We start from the raw sequence: 14,849 nt of genomic DNA, 5'->3' as shown, positions 1-14,849 counted from the left end.
CTCACTGTCCCATGTTGCCGATCTTGACCAGCGTGATGAGATAGAACGCTACGACCAGAGCCCCAAGCACGATGCCGAGCGCGATGTTGCGCCCGCGACGGGACTTCTTCTGACGTTCATTGAGTTCAACGGTTTCCATCATGCACCTCCGAGCATCGCGATGAGCGACACGACGTAGTGATCGACCAGAAGGCCGGAGAAGATTGCGAAGAGATAGAGGATCGAGAAGCCGAACAGCTTCTTTGCCGGGATCATCTTCTCGTCGCCGTCCGGCATCCGCCAGACGGCGATGGAACAGAGCACGAGACCGACACCAAGCGCCGCAGCAAAAATACCATAGCCGATGCTCGAAAGCCCGGTAAAGGAAGGAACCACCGCGAGGGCGGCCGTCAAGACGGCGTATATGAATATCTGCGTCTTCGTCGCAGCCTCACCGGCGACGTTTGGCAGCATAGGAACGCCGACGGCGCCATAGTCGCGCATCTTGAACAGGGCGAGCGCCCAGAAATGCGCGGGTGTCCAGAAGAAGATGATGAGGAACAGGACGATGCTGTCGATCGACACGCCGCCCGTAACGCAGGCCCAGCCGATCATTGGCGGGAAAGCGCCTGCCGCACCGCCGATGACGATATTCTGCGACGTGGAACGCTTCAGCCACATCGAGTAGACGACGGCGTAGAAAAAGATGGTGAAGGCGAGCAGTCCGGCCGAGATCCAGTTGACCGCCAGACCGAGGATGGCGACGGAAAAACCCGAGAGGATCAAGCCGAATGCGAGCGCCTCACGCGGCTCGATGCGACCCGCGGGGATCGGGCGACGCGCGGTACGGGTCATCACCGCATCGATATCGGCATCGTACCACATGTTGAGCGCGCCGGACGCACCTGCGCCAACCGCGATGCAGACGATCGCAATCGCCGCCAAAACCGGATGGAGGCTGCCGGGCGCGAGAACGAGGCCCGCGAACGCGGTAAACACGACCAGCGACATGACCCTCGGCTTGAGAAGCTCGATGAAATCTCGCGCACCGGCTTCCGACAGGCGCAGATCGCCCTGTCCGCCCAGCACTTCGCAATCGTCGATGACCGTCATTCAGAATTCCAATACGCTTTTCCGGAGGACGCCGCCGCATCTCTTAAAGAGTGCGGCGGCGGCTTATTCGGTCTTACTTGATCCGGGGAAGCTGTTCCCACTGGTGGAACGGCGGCGGCGATGACAGCTGCCATTCCAGCGTGGTCGCACCTTCGCCCCACGGATTGTCGCCGGCGACACGCTTCTTGGCAAAGGCCTCAAAGACGCAGGCGAGGAAGATCAGCACGCCGACGCCCGAGATATAGGAGCCGATCGAGGACACGTAGTTCCAGCCGGCGAAGGCATCCGGATAGTCGATGTAGCGGCGCGGCATGCCAGCGAGACCCAGGAAGTGCTGCGGGAAGAAGACCATGTTCACGCCGATGAACATGACCCAGAAGTGCAGCTTGCCGAGGAACTCGTTGTACATATAGCCGGTCATCTTCGGGAACCAGTAGTACCAGCCAGCGAAGATGGCGAAGACGGCGCCCAGCGACAGAACGTAGTGGAAGTGGGCCACAACGTAGTAGGTGTCGTGCAGCGAGCGGTCGAGACCGGCGTTGGCGAGCTGAACGCCCGTGACACCACCGACGGTAAACAGGAAGATGAAGCCGATCGCCCAGACCATCGGCGTGCGGAAGGTCAGCGAGCCGCCCCACATCGTCGCGATCCACGAGAAGATCTTGATGCCGGTCGGCACCGCGATCACCATCGTCGCGAAGAGGAAGTAGCGCTGCGCGGCGAGCGACAGGCCGACGGTGTACATATGGTGCGCCCACACGACGAAGCCGACGGCGCCGATCGCGACCATGGCGTAGGCCATGCCGAGGTAGCCGAACACCGGCTTCTTCGAGAAGGTCGCGATGATGTGGCTGACGATGCCGAAGCCGGGCAGGATCAGGATGTACACTTCCGGGTGACCGAAGAACCAGAACAGGTGCTGGAACAGGATCGGGTCACCACCGCCTTCAGGCGAGAAGAATGCCGTGCCGAAGTTACGGTCGGTGAGCAGCATCGTGATGCCACCGGCAAGCACGGGAAGCGACAGAAGCAGCAGGAACGCGGTGACCAGAACGGCCCATGCGAACAGCGGCATCTTGTGGATGGTCATGCCCGGAGCGCGCATGTTGAGGATCGTGGTGATGAAGTTGATCGCACCGAGGATCGATGCGGCACCCGCGACGTGAAGCGCGAAGATGGCGAGATCGACCGCCGGTCCCGGCTGACCCGAGGTCGCCAGGGGCGGATAAAGCGTCCAGCCGCCACCGACACCATAGGCGCCCGCCGGACCTTCGACGAACATCGACAGAAGCAGCAGGATGAAGGCCGGGACGGTGAGCCAGAACGAGATGTTGTTCAGGCGCGGGAAAGCCATGTCAGGCGCGCCGATCATGATCGGGATCATCCAGTTGGCGAAACCGCCGATCAGCGCCGGCATGACCATGAAGAAGATCATGACGAGCGCGTGCGCCGTAGTGAACACGTTGTACATGTGCTTGCCGCCATCGATGGCAGCATCACCCTCAAAGCCATAAACCATGGCGGCCAGGCCGTGGAATATCTGGATACCCGGTTCCTGCAGTTCCGCACGCATCGCGATCGACAGGAGCGCGCCGATGATGCCGGCGGTGATTGCGAAGATCAGGTAGAGAGTCCCGATATCCTTGTGGTTCGTGGAAAAGAACCAGCGGGTGAAGAAACCCGGCTTGTGATCATGGTGATCGTCATGCGCATGGTGCGCGTGTTCGTCGTGGGCAACAGGTCCGGCCATTGTCCTCACTCCCTCAGTTCGAAACGTTGTCTGCGACCTGCACCGACGCATCGGTGCCGTCCACGGCGGCCATCAGGGCCTTGTTGGCCTCACCGAGGTTGCCGGCGGCAGCCTGGAGCCAGGTGTTGTACTGGTCTTCGGACACGATACGGATCGCGATCGGCATGAACGCATGGTCCTTGCCGCAAAGCTCCGAACACTGGCCGTAGAAGAGACCCTCGCGCTCAGCCTTGAACCAGGTTTCGTTCAGACGACCCGGAACCGCGTCGATCTTCACGCCGAAGGACGGCATGGCGAACGCATGGATGACGTCGGTGGGCGCTGCGGTCACAAGAAGACGAACAGTCTTGCCGACCGGCAGAACCAGTTCATTGTCGACGGCCAGCAGCCGAGGATAGGTTGCGACATCAACCTTGCCTGCCGCGGCGCGGTCTTCGTCCTTCAGCAGGTAGCTGTCGAACGAAACGGCATTTTCGCCTTCATACTCATAGCTCCAGAGCCACTGGGTGGCGGTCGCCTTGACCGTGATGTCCGGATTGCTCGGGATCGTCAGCTGCGCGGTCAGCAGGTTAAAAGACGGGATCGCGAAAAACAGAAGAACGAGAACCGGGCCAACGGTCCAGACGATCTCGATCATCGTATTGTGGCTCGTTTTCGACGGGACCGGGTTGGCCGCAGCGCGGAAGCGCATCACCACCACGATCAAAAGCACCAGAACGAAGATCGTGATCGGTACGATGAACCAGAGCGTATACTGTTCGAACCAGCGAATCTGCTCCATGATCGCGGTCGCGGCGGGCTGAAGACCCATCTGCCACGGGTATGGCTGGTCGGCATTCGCGCCGGATGCAAAAAACAGACAGATCAGCGTGGTAAACGCTGCAAGGGCCCTGTTCGTCACTTTAATTCACTCCCCACGTGCGTTTGATCCATATCAAATGGAAACGCGAATTCCATGCTAGGTTCGTCGTTTCAAATCATAGTTTGGCTCCAATCGCAATATACCGCCGGCGGCCCATCTTCGCCAAACTTGCAATCGGTCAAATCCGGCCCAGCCAAGTGCGTCAAATTGCCTCTCCCGCAACTCACAATCACCAAATTCGATCCCGGCGACGTCCCAATTATGCCGTGATCGACTGGAAAAGGGGGCTCGGGGCTTTTCAACGCGCCGCCCCGGCGACAAGAATACGGCCGATGATTCGTTTTCCAGAGGTTCCCATGTTTTTGACCGGATTGGCACGGCGCGGCCTCGCGATTGCCCTGGCCGCGTCGTTTGGCCTGGCGCCGGCCGCGGCCCAGCAAGCACAGCCGGGGACGATTCGCTCGAACCATGGTGCATGGTCCGTGATCTGCGATACTCCCGCCGGCTCGACCGTGGAGCAGTGCGCGCTGATGCAGAACGTCATCGCCGAGGATCGTCCGGAGGTCGGCCTATCGGTCGTGGTGCTGAAGACGGCCGACCGCAAGGCACGGATCCTGCGCATCCTGGCGCCTCTCGGCGTGCTGCTGAAGGACGGAATGGAGCTCTATGTCGACGGCAACAATATCGGCCGCGCCTATTTCACCCGGTGCTTCTCCGAAGGCTGCTACGTCGAAGTGGAGATCGACGAGGAGTTGATGAAGATTCTTCGGGCCGGCAAAAGCGCGGTCTTCGCGCTCCGCGAGTCGGCCGATCAGGATCGCGTCGGCATACCGATCGAACTCGTCGGCTTCGCCGAAGGTTACGATATCCTGCCCTGACCATGCCTTGCCCCTGGGGTTCATCGCGCCTACATGGGTCTCAACCCAGGAGACGATGATGACGAGCGACCTTCTTACTCTGTTTGATTGCGACGAGGCGACACTGACCCGACGGGTCGCGCAAGCCCTCGAAGGCGCGGATGACGGTGAGCTTTTTGTCGAGCACGCACAGTCGGAATCGCTGACCTTCGACAACGGTCGCATGAAGGGCGGCAGCTTCAACACGGACCAGGGCTTTGGCTTGCGTGCCGTCGCGGGTGAAGCCGTCGGCTATGCGCATGCGGGCGATCTTTCAGTCGCAGCGCTCAGCCGCGCGGCCGATGCGGTAGGCGCGGTAACGCGTGGCTATTCCGGCTCCTATGCAGCCGCTCCGCAGCGGACGAACACAAAACTCTATACCGATGAAAACCCGATCGGTTCTCCGAGCTTCGAGGAGAAAGCGAAGCTGCTTGCCGAGATCGATGCCTACCTTCGGGACAAGGATCCGAAGGTGCGACAGGTCAGCGCCTCGATCGCAGCCAGCTGGCAGGTCGTCGAAATCCTTCGGGCGGATGGTCACCGGGTGCGGGATATACGGCCGATGACCCGGATCAACGTCTCCGTCGTTGCCGGCGACGGCGATCGTCAGGAAAGCGGATCCTACGGGACTGGCGGACGTGTCGCGTTTTCCGATTTCCTGACCGAGGAAAGCTGGAGGCTCGGGGCCGATGAAGCCTTGCGCCAGGCGCTGGTCAACCTTGAAGCAGTCGACGCCCCCGCCGGCACCATGGACGTTGTTCTCGGCGCCGGCTGGCCGGGTGTGATGCTGCACGAAGCCGTGGGACATGGCCTGGAAGGCGACTTCAATCGGAAGAAGACCTCCGCATTTGCGGACCTCATGGGTGAGATGGTCGCCTCGCCCGGCGTGACCGTTGTCGATGACGGCACGATCGACAGCCGGCGCGGCTCCATCACCGTCGACGACGAAGGCACGCCGTCGGCCTACAACGTGCTGATCGAGAACGGTCGCCTCGTGGGGTACATGCAGGACCGACAGAATGCCCGCCTCATGGGAATGAAGCCGACCGGCAACGGACGTCGTCAGGGCTATTCGCACCAGCCGATGCCGCGCATGACCAACACCTACATGCTCTCCGGCGACAAGACGCCCGAGGAGATCATCTCCTCCGTGAAGAAGGGGATCTACGCCGTGTCCTTCGGCGGCGGCCAGGTGGACATCACATCGGGCAAGTTCGTGTTCGGCTGCACGGAAGCCTACCTGATCGAGAACGGCAAGATCGGCGCGCCGGTAAAGGGCGCCATGCTGATCGGCAACGGTCCCGACGCCATGAAGCGGATTTCCATGATCGGCAACGACATGTCGCTCGACCGCGGCATCGGCAATTGCGGCAAGGCCGGCCAATGGGTTCCGGTTGGCGTCGGTCAGCCGCATCTGCGGATGGATCAGGTCACGGTCGGCGGCACGAAGGCTTGAGAGAAAACGCTCTCGTTCCCGAATTTGCCGTGAGCGACTGGAAAGCCAGCCGGTCGTTCTATGTGGATGTGATCGGATTTACCGTAGCCTATGAGCGGCCGGAAGAAGGCTTCTGCTTCCTTCAACTGGGCGATGCACAGCTCATGATCGACCAAATTGGCGCGGGTCGCACCTTCGAGCTTGCGGAAGCTCCTCTTGAGAAGCCGTTGGGTCGAGGCCTGAACGTGCAGATATGGGTACCGGATGTGCTGGCGGTCATCGATCGGCTGACCTCAGCCGGGATATCACTTTATCTACCACTCGAAGAACGATGGTACCGCCGCGATGATGCGGAGGTCGGCAACCGGCAATTCGTGGTTGCCGATCCGGATGGCTATCTGCTGCGGCTGTTCGAGGATCTGGGCGAGCGAGCCTTGACGGATCGTCACTGACGGTGTTGGCATCACCACCTTATTTGATAGGGGCTAGGGCACAGCCCTAGCCCTGCACCGCCAGGCAGGCCATCGAGCGCTTCTTGAGCGTGGCGCATGCGGCCCATGCGTCGTCCTTGTCGGAAAAACCGACGAAACGGGCTCGGTAGAGGGTTTTGCCGCCGGTATCGACCGCCTCGGTGTAGGTCTGCAGTCCCGACAGGGGACCGCCGACTTCGGACTGGACGCGGCTTAAAAGGTCGAGCGCAGCCTGCTTCGTTTCCGCCGCCGCGATCTGTATCTGCCAGCCACCGGCGGGCGGCGATAGCACTGCTTCGGTGGCAGTCTGCCGCGACAGCGTCGCAGAAGCTGCGGCCTCTCCGGCATAGGCTGTCTCGATGCGGGCGGTCGGGACGGGCGCATTCGCCTCGGCCATGCCAATGACGGCAGCGATGCTGTCGTGGCGCGGCGTCGGAACGGGCACGTTGTCACCAAGACGGGCGAGCACGGCCGACGCCGAGCCAGAACTCGCGACGAGGCGCGAGCCTCCCGACGCTTGCCCGATATAGCCGTCGATCAAGTTCTCCATGATCTTGTCGCGGCTCTTTGCCGTGCGGCCACCCATCACGACCCCGATCACGCGACGATCGCCCTTGCTGACCGCGCTCACCAGATTGAAGCCAGAAGCATTGGTGTAGCCGGTCTTGATGCCGTCCATACCGCGATAGCGATACATGAGATTGTTGTGACCACGGATTGTTTTGCCCCGGAAGGCGAAGCTCTTGGTGTTGAAGAGCTTGTATTCCTCCGGAAAATCCCGAAGCAGCGCTACACCCAGCGTGGACATATCGCGAGCCGTCGTTACCTGGCGCTTATCGGGAAGACCGGAGGCGTTGCGGAACACGGTGCGCGTCATTCCAAGCGCCCTCGCCCGCTCCGTCATCATTTCCGCAGACTGGCTTTCGGTGCCGCCGAGCTTTTCCGCCAGCGCGGCCGCGGCATCGTTCGCGGAGACGACGATCAAGGCCATGACGGCCTCGCGGACAGTGATGGAATCGCCGGGTTTCACCCACAGCTTGGTTGGCGGCCGGGCAGAAGCGTGTTTCGAAAACGGGACCTTGCTGCTCCAAGACAGCTTGCCGCGACGGATCGCGTCATAGGTCATGTAGAGCGTCATCATCTTCGTCAGGGAGGCCGGGTGATTGAGCTCATCGGGATTTTCCGAGGCAAGCACACGACCGGTTCGAGCATCGAGCAGAAGTTGGGCGCTGCCTGCCAAAGCCAACTGGGGTGCAAGAACCAATGCAGCAAGGCAGGATACGGCGATCAACAGCTTCTTCATACGTCCCCTCAATCCGGAAAATATCGATTGTGGCCGACCAACGCCGGCGAGCCGGCCTACCGGCCAAAATGGGCATGCGGGGTGCAGTAGTGCCAAAATGGGGCAACAATCGCACGGAAACGCGGTCTCAAATTGTTACGGTTAAAAATGCGTAAATATCCTTGCGCGAAGACTGTGGCCGATACAATCGGACGAAAGTCCTGATCGCTGCACCATCGCAGCCGTTTCGCGATGGCCAAAATCTCCGGCGGTGAAGATTTCCGCGCTCCGGAAAAAAAGCGCTTTACCTCAATGGCACTCGAGGTTGTAGCGTCCGCCATCAGTACAGAGGAATGACATGATGGACCAACGGGGTGAACAGGCAGCGGCAACAGCCGGTGACGAGTTGCGGGCAGGCTGGGCGGAACTCCTGGAACCGCGTTACGCTCTGACAACGTTGATGCTCTGCATCGGCGTGGCTCTCTATGCCTTCAATGGTTTCCTCGTCTCGACCGTGCTGCCGAGCGCAGTTGCGGAACTCGATGGCGCCTCCCTCATTTCCTGGTCGCTCAGCCTCTATCTGGCTGCCTCGATCGTTGCCGGCGCATGCGCCGCGCTCCTCAAGATGCGGTATGGCGCGAGAGCGACGCTCGTCTGCGCTGCGATCATCTTTCTCGGCGGAACCCTGGTCGCCGGAACGGCGTCCGACATGCCGACCATGCTGGGTGGCCGATTGTTGCAAGGCTTCGGGGAAGGTCTGGTGGCCGCCCTTTGCTATGCACTCATACCGGATATGTTTCCTGAACGCCTCGTCCCCAAGGTGTTCGGGGTGGAGGCCGGCGTCTGGGCGGCGGCGGCCTTCGGAGGACCGGTTGCGGCCGGTCTGCTGACCGAACACGTTTCCTGGCGCATGGCATTCCACGTCAACCTGCCGATTATACTGCTGTTTCTCGCGCTGGCGGTGTTGATTGCGCCGAAAAGAGAAACCGGCGCCGCGCCGCAACCACTCCGGCTGCCGGGATTGCGCCTCATCATTCTGTCATTCGCTCTCGGTGCAGTGATGCTTGCCGCAATTGCCGGCACGATCAGCGCGTCGGCGGCACTGATCGTCGCGTCGGCGCTGGCCATCCTCCTGCTCATCCGGATCGACCGCCGCGCCGGTGCCTCATCCATTTTGCCGACCTCAGCCTTCTCCACGAGCGGACTGCCAGGCCTCACCCTCTGGATCGTCTTCCTGATGGCCGTGGCGCAGGCGACAAGCAGCGTCTATCTGGTTTTCGCCCTGCAGAACCTTTTCGGTTTCTCACCCACGCTGGCCGGAGCGATCGGAGCGTTGATGGCGATCTGCTGGAGCGTGTCGGCCATCCTTGTCGCCCACGTTTCAGGCGTCGGCCAGCAGCGGCAGACCCTGTGGGCCGGGCCGATGCTTCAGGTCGTCGGATTGATCTGCATCCTGATCGGCATCTCCGGCGGATGGCTGGCGGCGATCATAGCCGGACAGATTTTCATCGGCAGCGGCTTCGGTATCAGTTGGGCCTTCATCAGCCAGACATCGATGATGGCGACCCCGGCGGCGGAACGCGACAAAACCTCGGCGCTCTTGCCGACGCTGCAATCCACGGGCTTCGCAATCGGCGGGGCGCTGTGCGGGTTCGCGGCGAATGCCGGCGGCCTTGCCGAGCAGTCGAGCGGTGACGCCGTTCGTCAGCCCCTGACGCTCGCGTTTCTGGCGGCCGTTGCCTGGGCCATTCCCGCAGTCGCGGCGGGATGGCGTGCCATGAGGCGATCCTCGTCTCGATCCTGACACTTCCGCGTGAAGGATAGGATTCAGCGTCGCTTAACGGCTCGCGACTATCGTTCCGCGCGACGAACGAGGCAGCCGCGCGCGAAGGATGCGGCCAACGGGGAACGACAGCCATGCTGAAAAACCAGGTCAAGCGCGCCGTCATCACGGGTGGGCTGGAGGCCGCCTACATATTGCAAAGCCTGCGCCTTCTCTCAGGCGCGCGCGGACGCGGCGCCGTCTTCACGCTCCATCACGTGCGGCCATACATGCCTCGGCAGGCGCCGATCAACGCCCATCTCGAAATCACACCCGAATTCCTGGACATGGCGATCCAAAGTCTCAAGGCCGACGGATACAGGTTCGTGCGGCTTGAGGACGTTCCGCAGATCCTGATGTCCGGCAGCAGCGATGCTCCGTTCGCGGTCTTCACGCTGGATGACGGGTTTCGCGACAATGCCGAGCATGCCCTCCCCGTCTTCCAGCGCCACGGCGTGCCGTTCACCGTCTTCGTCTGCAAGGGCTTTTCCGAACGTACCCATGTCTTGTGGTGGGAAATCCTCGAAAAGCTCGTCAACCAGGATGGACCGCTGGAATTCGACAGTGGCGACGGCATGCGCCGGTATCCTCTGGGAACGCTCGCCGAACGATATGCAGCGGCCTCCGCGATCGGTCAGGCGATCACTAGCAACGACGAGGCGGATGCGACCGCAAGACTGGTTTCCCTGGCAACGGAACGTGGGATCGATGCCGGCGCGCTGACGAAGAACCTGGTGATGGATGCAAACGAGCTTCGAGCCCTGGCGGCAGAACCGCTCGCGAGCTTGGGCGCACATACCGTCAGTCACCGCGCGCTTGCCGTCCTTGCGGAAAACGAGGTGACGTCCGAGCTTGCAGACTCGGCCGACTACGTCGCGTCCATCACAGGCACACGCCCGACCACCTTCGCTTATCCCTATGGTGATGGCCGCAGCGTCAGCGACACAACGATCGCGACCGCGGGCGGATGCGGCTTTGACGTGGCGGTCACCACCCGGCCTGGAACGCTGAGTGCAACTGACGTCAATCGGGTCATCGCACTGCCGCGGATTTCTCTCAACGGCCATTTCCAGAAGGCACGCTATGTCTCGGCACTTGCAAGCGGCATTCCGTTCAAGCTGACGGGCGGCTGAGCGACACCCTCAGGGGTACATGCGCACCTTGTTCCAGTCGCCATCCGGCGTGTCCCGGCGGAATTCAATCCGGTCATGCAGCCTGAACTTGCGATCATGCCAGAACTCGATCGACACAGGCTTGATTCGGAAGCCCGACCAATGCGGAGGCCTCGGAATATCGCCGATAGCGTAGCGAGCGGTGTATTCTGCCACCGCCTTTTCGAGCGCAAAACGGCCTTCGAGCGGGCGCGACTGTTTCGAGGCCCAGGCGCCGATACGGCTGCCGACCGGCCGGGAGCTAAAGTACTCGTCGGCTTCAGCGTCGCTCACAACCTCCACGTCGCCGCGCAGACGCACCTGGCGTCGCAGCGATTTCCAGTGAAAACACATGGCCGCCTTCTTCTGGCCAAGGATTTCACGTCCCTTCTGGCTTTCGAAATTGGTGTAGAAGACGAAGCCCCTGGCATCAAAGCCCTTGAGCAGAACCATCCTGACGTTCGGCAGACCGTTTTCGTCGACGGTTGCAACCGCCACCGCATTTGGATCGTTTGGTTCCGAGGCTTCGGCATCCTTCAACCAGGACCCGAAGAGTGCGAAAGGCTCGTTCTCTTCCGTAAAGTCACCAGTTGTTAACAATGAGTCCGACATATTGATTCAATTGCTCCTGAACGACATTCTGGATGCCCGGCCTCGTACGACTGGACTGGATGCCTTGGAAGACATAGCAAAGTCGAATGACGACACAAAGGGGTTCAAGATGCGGCTTCGCGTCCTACCTGCCTTAGCCGCCATCGGCCTATCCCTGAGCGGCTGCGTCGGCGGGGGGCTAGATCTTTTCGGGGGCGAGAAGGTCGATCGGTCGATCTCCACCAGCACTGTCGCCAAGGGCCGCCCGGGCGGAAGCACGGACGAGATCACGGTACAGAATGCCGTTTCCTCGGCGGACCTCGAGAAGGTCGGCGCGAATCCGCTTCCATGGGCCAACGCCGCGACGGGCAGCGCGGGCGTCATCAGCGTGATCCGCGAGAATCGAGACGGCACGACGGTTTGCCGCGAATTCACCACGACCCGTCACGCCTATGACGGCATAGCAAGGTTCGACGGCAAGACTTGCATGACCGGCGACGGCAAGTGGAACCTGCTCGCCTTCGATCGCGAACGCTGATCGCCGGTGCTGTCGCAAAACGGGTCAAAGCCGCCCGAGCGGCGACAACGGCCGTAACCTCTAATTAGCAAGTTGTTGTCATGATCCGCGGAATGGGACGTCCGCGGATGGCAAGCGGCGCAGTGGGTTCAAGATCGGGCGCGGCAGATGATCCTGCACGCCAGTCATGTTTTCAGTCGGTGATCTTTGATGCGTGATCCTTATTCTATCCTCGGCGTAAAGCGGGATGCAGACGCCGAGGAAATCAAGGCGGCCTGGCGCGCCAAGGCCAAATCCGTTCACCCGGACCAGAACCGGGAAGACCCGCACGCAACCCAACGGTTCGCCGAGGTCGGGAGGGCCTACGAGGTGTTGAAGGACCCAAGCAAGCGCAGCCGCTACGACAAGCAGCGTCTGATGGCCGAAGCGCGGGCACGCGAACAGACGATCATGCAGCAGCGCGAAGCCGCGCGCGAAGCCGCCGAACGGGCGAAGGTCGCCAAGGCCAACGCCGAGCGCATCCTTGCCGAGTTGGCAAAAGCCGAAGCGGAGAAGGCCAAGGCTGACAAGGCGACGCAGGCTGCCATGCAGGCCGCCCAGTCGTCTACCCAATCGCCCTCACCGAATGCGGGGCAGAAGCCTCAGCACCAGCCTCAGGCAAAGCCCTCTTCAGCCAAGACCGAGGCGCCGCAGGCTGAAAAGTCCGAAAGCCCGGAAGACGTGGTGTCCCGGATTTTTGGCGCATCGCCGGAGGCGCAAGCCGCGGCTGACAACATGCGCCGCGATGGCGAGGGAACGCAGGACGCTACGGAGGGCGATGGCTCCACCGAGGGCAGCGCCCGCCCGCTCGGCCCGTTCGAACTGATTACCTCGCTCGTGCGGAGGCTGCGCGGGGTTCAGCCGCCGCCGGAGAAGGCGCCAGATCTGTTCATTGATGCGACCGTCGCGATCGATGACCTGATCAACACCGTCTCCATCACCGCGACCCTTTCGGATGGCCGGGACATTCGCGTGCCGCTCGAAGGGGGCCTCACCGATGGCGATACCGTCCGCGTCAAGGGTCAAGGGCTCAAGCTCAACGGCATGCAGCGCGGCGATGTCGTCGTCACGCTCAAGGTCTTGAAGTCGGAGAAATTCCGCGTCGATGGGCTGGATATCCGTACCGTTCTGCCGGTGACACTCGAAAACGCGGTTCTCGGATGCGAAACGTCGGTTGAGGGTCCCGAAGGTCCTATTGAGCTGACAGTGCCCGCCTGGTCCGGATCGGACCAGATACTGACCATCGAGGGCAAGGGCTTGCCGGACGGCCAGGGCGGACGCGGCAACCTGTTGGTGGAGGTCAGGGTTCTCCTGTGGGAAAAGCCCGACGAAAAGGTCACCGATCTCATGCGCCTGATGCGTGAAGGCCTGTTTTTATAACGGTTTGATGACAGATACACCCTTTGTTACGCCACCAAACAGTAGATGATCCGCGGCAGCTTGAACGCCCGTGCCGGCTATGCCATAGGCAGACTTGATTAAAAGCATCAAGGAGCATGGAATGGCCCAGAGTTCTGGTCTGATGGCAGGCAAGCGCGGCGTCATCATGGGTGTCGCCAACAATCGTTCCATCGCATGGGGGATTGCCAAGGCCTGTCGCGAAGCGGGCGCGGAAATTGCGCTGACCTGGCAGGGCGATGCTCTGAAGAAGCGCGTCGAGCCGCTGGCGCAGGAACTGGACGCGCTTATGGCCGGCCATTGCGACGTTACCGACCTGGCGACGATTGACGAGGTCTTCGCGAATGTCGAAAAGGCATGGGGCAAGATCGACTTCGTCGTTCACGCGATCGCATTTTCCGACAAGGACGAGCTAACAGGCCGCTACATCGACACCAGCCGCGAAAACTTCGCGAAGTCGATGGATATCTCGGTCTATTCCTTCACGGCCGTTGCAAATCGCGCCGAAGCGATCATGAATGACGGCGGTTCGCTGCTGACGCTCACCTATTACGGCGCCGAAAAGGTCATGCCGCACTACAACGTCATGGGTGTCGCCAAGGCGGCGCTCGAGGCGTCGGTGCGCTATCTCGCGGTCGACATGGGCGGCCGCGGCATTCGCGTCAACGCGATCTCGGCCGGTCCGATCAAGACGCTGGCCGCCTCCGGCATCGGCGATTTCCGCTATATCCTCAAGTGGAACGAATACAACGCACCGCTGAAGCGCACGGTGTCGATCGAGGAAGTCGGCAAGTCGGGCGTCTATCTTTTGTCCGATCTTTCCACCGGGGTCACCGGCGAAGTGCACCATGTCGATTCCGGCTATCACACGGTCGGCATGAAGGCGGTGGACGCGCCTGACATCTCCGTCGTCAAGGAGTGAGTGGCCCGGAGGTCCCGTGCTCATCTACATGATCCGCCACGGGCAAACCGATTGGAATGCCGAAGGGCGCTTCCAGGGGCAACACGACATCCCGCTCAACGACACCGGTCGCGGTCAGGCGACCGGCAATGGTGAAATGCTCGCGTCGCTGATCGGGGACGCGGCAGCCGACTATGATTTCGTGGCATCGCCTCTGTCGCGGACACGCGAGACGATGGAGTTGCTACGGTCGGCAATGGGCCTGCCTCCCCTTGCCTACCGAACCGACGGCCGGCTGAAGGAAATCAGCTTTGGCGACTGGGAGGGTCATACCTTCCACGAGCTGGCACTGGAGTTTCCAGACAAGATCGCTGCGCGGGCCGCAGGTAAATGGGACTTCATTCCGCCTGGAACGGACGCGGAGAGCTATGAAATCCTGTCATGGCGCGTAGGCGCGTGGCTCGGCGAGGTGTCCCGGCCGACCATCTGCGTTGCCCATGGCGGGGTCATGCGCACCGTCATGAAACTCGTCGATGGACGACCCGCCGACGACGCCTGCGAGATGAATATTCCCCAGGATCGTATTCTGAAAATAGACCGCGACAACGGCATCACCAGCTGGCTGTGACAGGCCGGTAAACAC

Annotated in this window: 15 protein-coding genes; 9 read left to right on the top strand and 6 right to left on the bottom strand. The window is 61.5% G+C overall.

All coding sequences use genetic code 11. The features are described from left to right. Position 1: 1 nt before the first annotated feature. The 4 genes from J5J09_RS05275 to coxB form a co-directional block, all read right to left on the bottom strand. Complete coding sequence (locus J5J09_RS05275; protein WP_208548636.1) at positions 2 to 139, bottom strand: hypothetical protein; 138 nt, start codon at positions 137 to 139, stop codon at positions 2 to 4. Continuing rightward, positions 139 to 1,092 carry a heme o synthase gene (locus tag J5J09_RS05270; protein WP_208548635.1) on the bottom strand — a complete coding sequence of 318 codons (954 nt, stop codon included), beginning with the start codon at positions 1,090 to 1,092 and terminating at the stop codon, positions 139 to 141. The genes J5J09_RS05275 and J5J09_RS05270 overlap by 1 nt, the downstream gene beginning before the upstream one ends. A 73-nt stretch (positions 1,093 to 1,165) precedes the next feature. Continuing rightward, positions 1,166 to 2,842, bottom strand: a complete 1,677-nt coding sequence (ctaD, locus tag J5J09_RS05265) for a cytochrome c oxidase subunit I (RefSeq protein WP_208548634.1) — start codon at positions 2,840 to 2,842, stop codon at positions 1,166 to 1,168. Positions 2,843 to 2,855: 13 nt separating this feature from the next. Further along, the gene (coxB, locus tag J5J09_RS05260) at positions 2,856 to 3,743 is read right to left on the bottom strand and encodes a cytochrome c oxidase subunit II (RefSeq protein ID WP_208548633.1); all 888 of its coding nucleotides are present in this window, start codon (positions 3,741 to 3,743) and stop codon (positions 2,856 to 2,858) included. A gap of 317 nt (positions 3,744 to 4,060) precedes the next feature. On the opposite strand from coxB, the gene J5J09_RS05255 reads away from it, so the two are divergent. The 3 genes from J5J09_RS05255 to J5J09_RS05245 are packed head-to-tail and all read left to right on the top strand — an operon-like array spanning position 4,061 to position 6,487. Further along, positions 4,061 to 4,582: an invasion associated locus B family protein gene (locus J5J09_RS05255; protein WP_208548632.1), complete on the top strand. Its 522-nt coding sequence runs from the start codon at positions 4,061 to 4,063 to the stop codon at positions 4,580 to 4,582. Positions 4,583 to 4,640: 58 nt separating this feature from the next. After that, positions 4,641 to 6,056, top strand: a complete 1,416-nt coding sequence (tldD, locus tag J5J09_RS05250) for a metalloprotease TldD (RefSeq protein WP_208548631.1) — start codon at positions 4,641 to 4,643, stop codon at positions 6,054 to 6,056. Next, positions 6,053 to 6,487 (top strand): VOC family protein, encoded by a 435-nt coding sequence (locus tag J5J09_RS05245; protein ID WP_208548630.1) that lies wholly within the window; start codon positions 6,053 to 6,055, stop codon positions 6,485 to 6,487. Before tldD ends, J5J09_RS05245 begins: the two co-directional genes overlap by 4 nt. 46 nt (positions 6,488 to 6,533) lie before the next feature. Here J5J09_RS05245 and J5J09_RS05240 read toward each other — a convergent pair whose 3' ends face one another. Next, entirely contained in the window at positions 6,534 to 7,808 is a 1,275-nt protein-coding gene (locus tag J5J09_RS05240) for a D-alanyl-D-alanine carboxypeptidase (RefSeq protein ID WP_208548629.1), read from the bottom strand. Positions 7,809 to 8,145: 337 nt separating this feature from the next. On the opposite strand from J5J09_RS05240, the gene J5J09_RS05235 reads away from it, so the two are divergent. Together J5J09_RS05235 and J5J09_RS05230 are read left to right on the top strand one after the other, a co-directional pair. Beyond that, entirely contained in the window at positions 8,146 to 9,591 is a 1,446-nt protein-coding gene (locus tag J5J09_RS05235) for an MFS transporter (protein ID WP_208548628.1), read from the top strand. A 113-nt stretch (positions 9,592 to 9,704) separates the two neighbouring features. Then, positions 9,705 to 10,742 carry a polysaccharide deacetylase family protein gene (locus J5J09_RS05230; RefSeq protein WP_208548627.1) on the top strand — a complete coding sequence of 346 codons (1,038 nt, stop codon included), beginning with the start codon at positions 9,705 to 9,707 and terminating at the stop codon, positions 10,740 to 10,742. Positions 10,743 to 10,751: 9 nt separating this feature from the next. On the opposite strand, the gene pdxH is transcribed toward J5J09_RS05230, so the two are convergent. Beyond that, on the bottom strand, positions 10,752 to 11,372 hold the full coding sequence (pdxH, locus tag J5J09_RS05225; RefSeq protein WP_208548626.1) for a pyridoxamine 5'-phosphate oxidase: 621 nt from the start codon (positions 11,370 to 11,372) through the stop codon (positions 10,752 to 10,754). A 64-nt stretch (positions 11,373 to 11,436) separates the two neighbouring features. On the opposite strand from pdxH, the gene J5J09_RS05220 reads away from it, so the two are divergent. From J5J09_RS05220 to J5J09_RS05205, 4 genes are all read left to right on the top strand, one after another. Further along, a complete protein-coding gene (locus J5J09_RS05220; protein WP_208548625.1) occupies positions 11,437 to 11,889 on the top strand; it encodes an RT0821/Lpp0805 family surface protein in 453 nt (150 codons plus the stop codon). Between the two features lie 189 nt (positions 11,890 to 12,078). Next, a complete protein-coding gene (locus J5J09_RS05215; RefSeq protein WP_208548624.1) occupies positions 12,079 to 13,287 on the top strand; it encodes a DnaJ C-terminal domain-containing protein in 1,209 nt (402 codons plus the stop codon). Positions 13,288 to 13,408: 121 nt separating this feature from the next. After that, entirely contained in the window at positions 13,409 to 14,227 is an 819-nt protein-coding gene (gene fabI, locus J5J09_RS05210) for an enoyl-ACP reductase FabI (protein ID WP_208548623.1), read from the top strand. A gap of 16 nt (positions 14,228 to 14,243) precedes the next feature. Continuing rightward, positions 14,244 to 14,834: a histidine phosphatase family protein gene (locus J5J09_RS05205; protein WP_208548622.1), complete on the top strand. Its 591-nt coding sequence runs from the start codon at positions 14,244 to 14,246 to the stop codon at positions 14,832 to 14,834. The last annotated feature ends 15 nt before the right edge of the window (positions 14,835 to 14,849 follow it).

It is taken from the genome of Ciceribacter sp. L1K22 (genome assembly GCF_017599385.1).
Taxonomy (GTDB): Bacteria; Pseudomonadota; Alphaproteobacteria; order Rhizobiales; family Rhizobiaceae; genus Allorhizobium.
The sequence above is the reverse complement of the archived record's forward strand: the minus strand, read 5'-3'. Positions and strand labels throughout refer to the sequence as shown.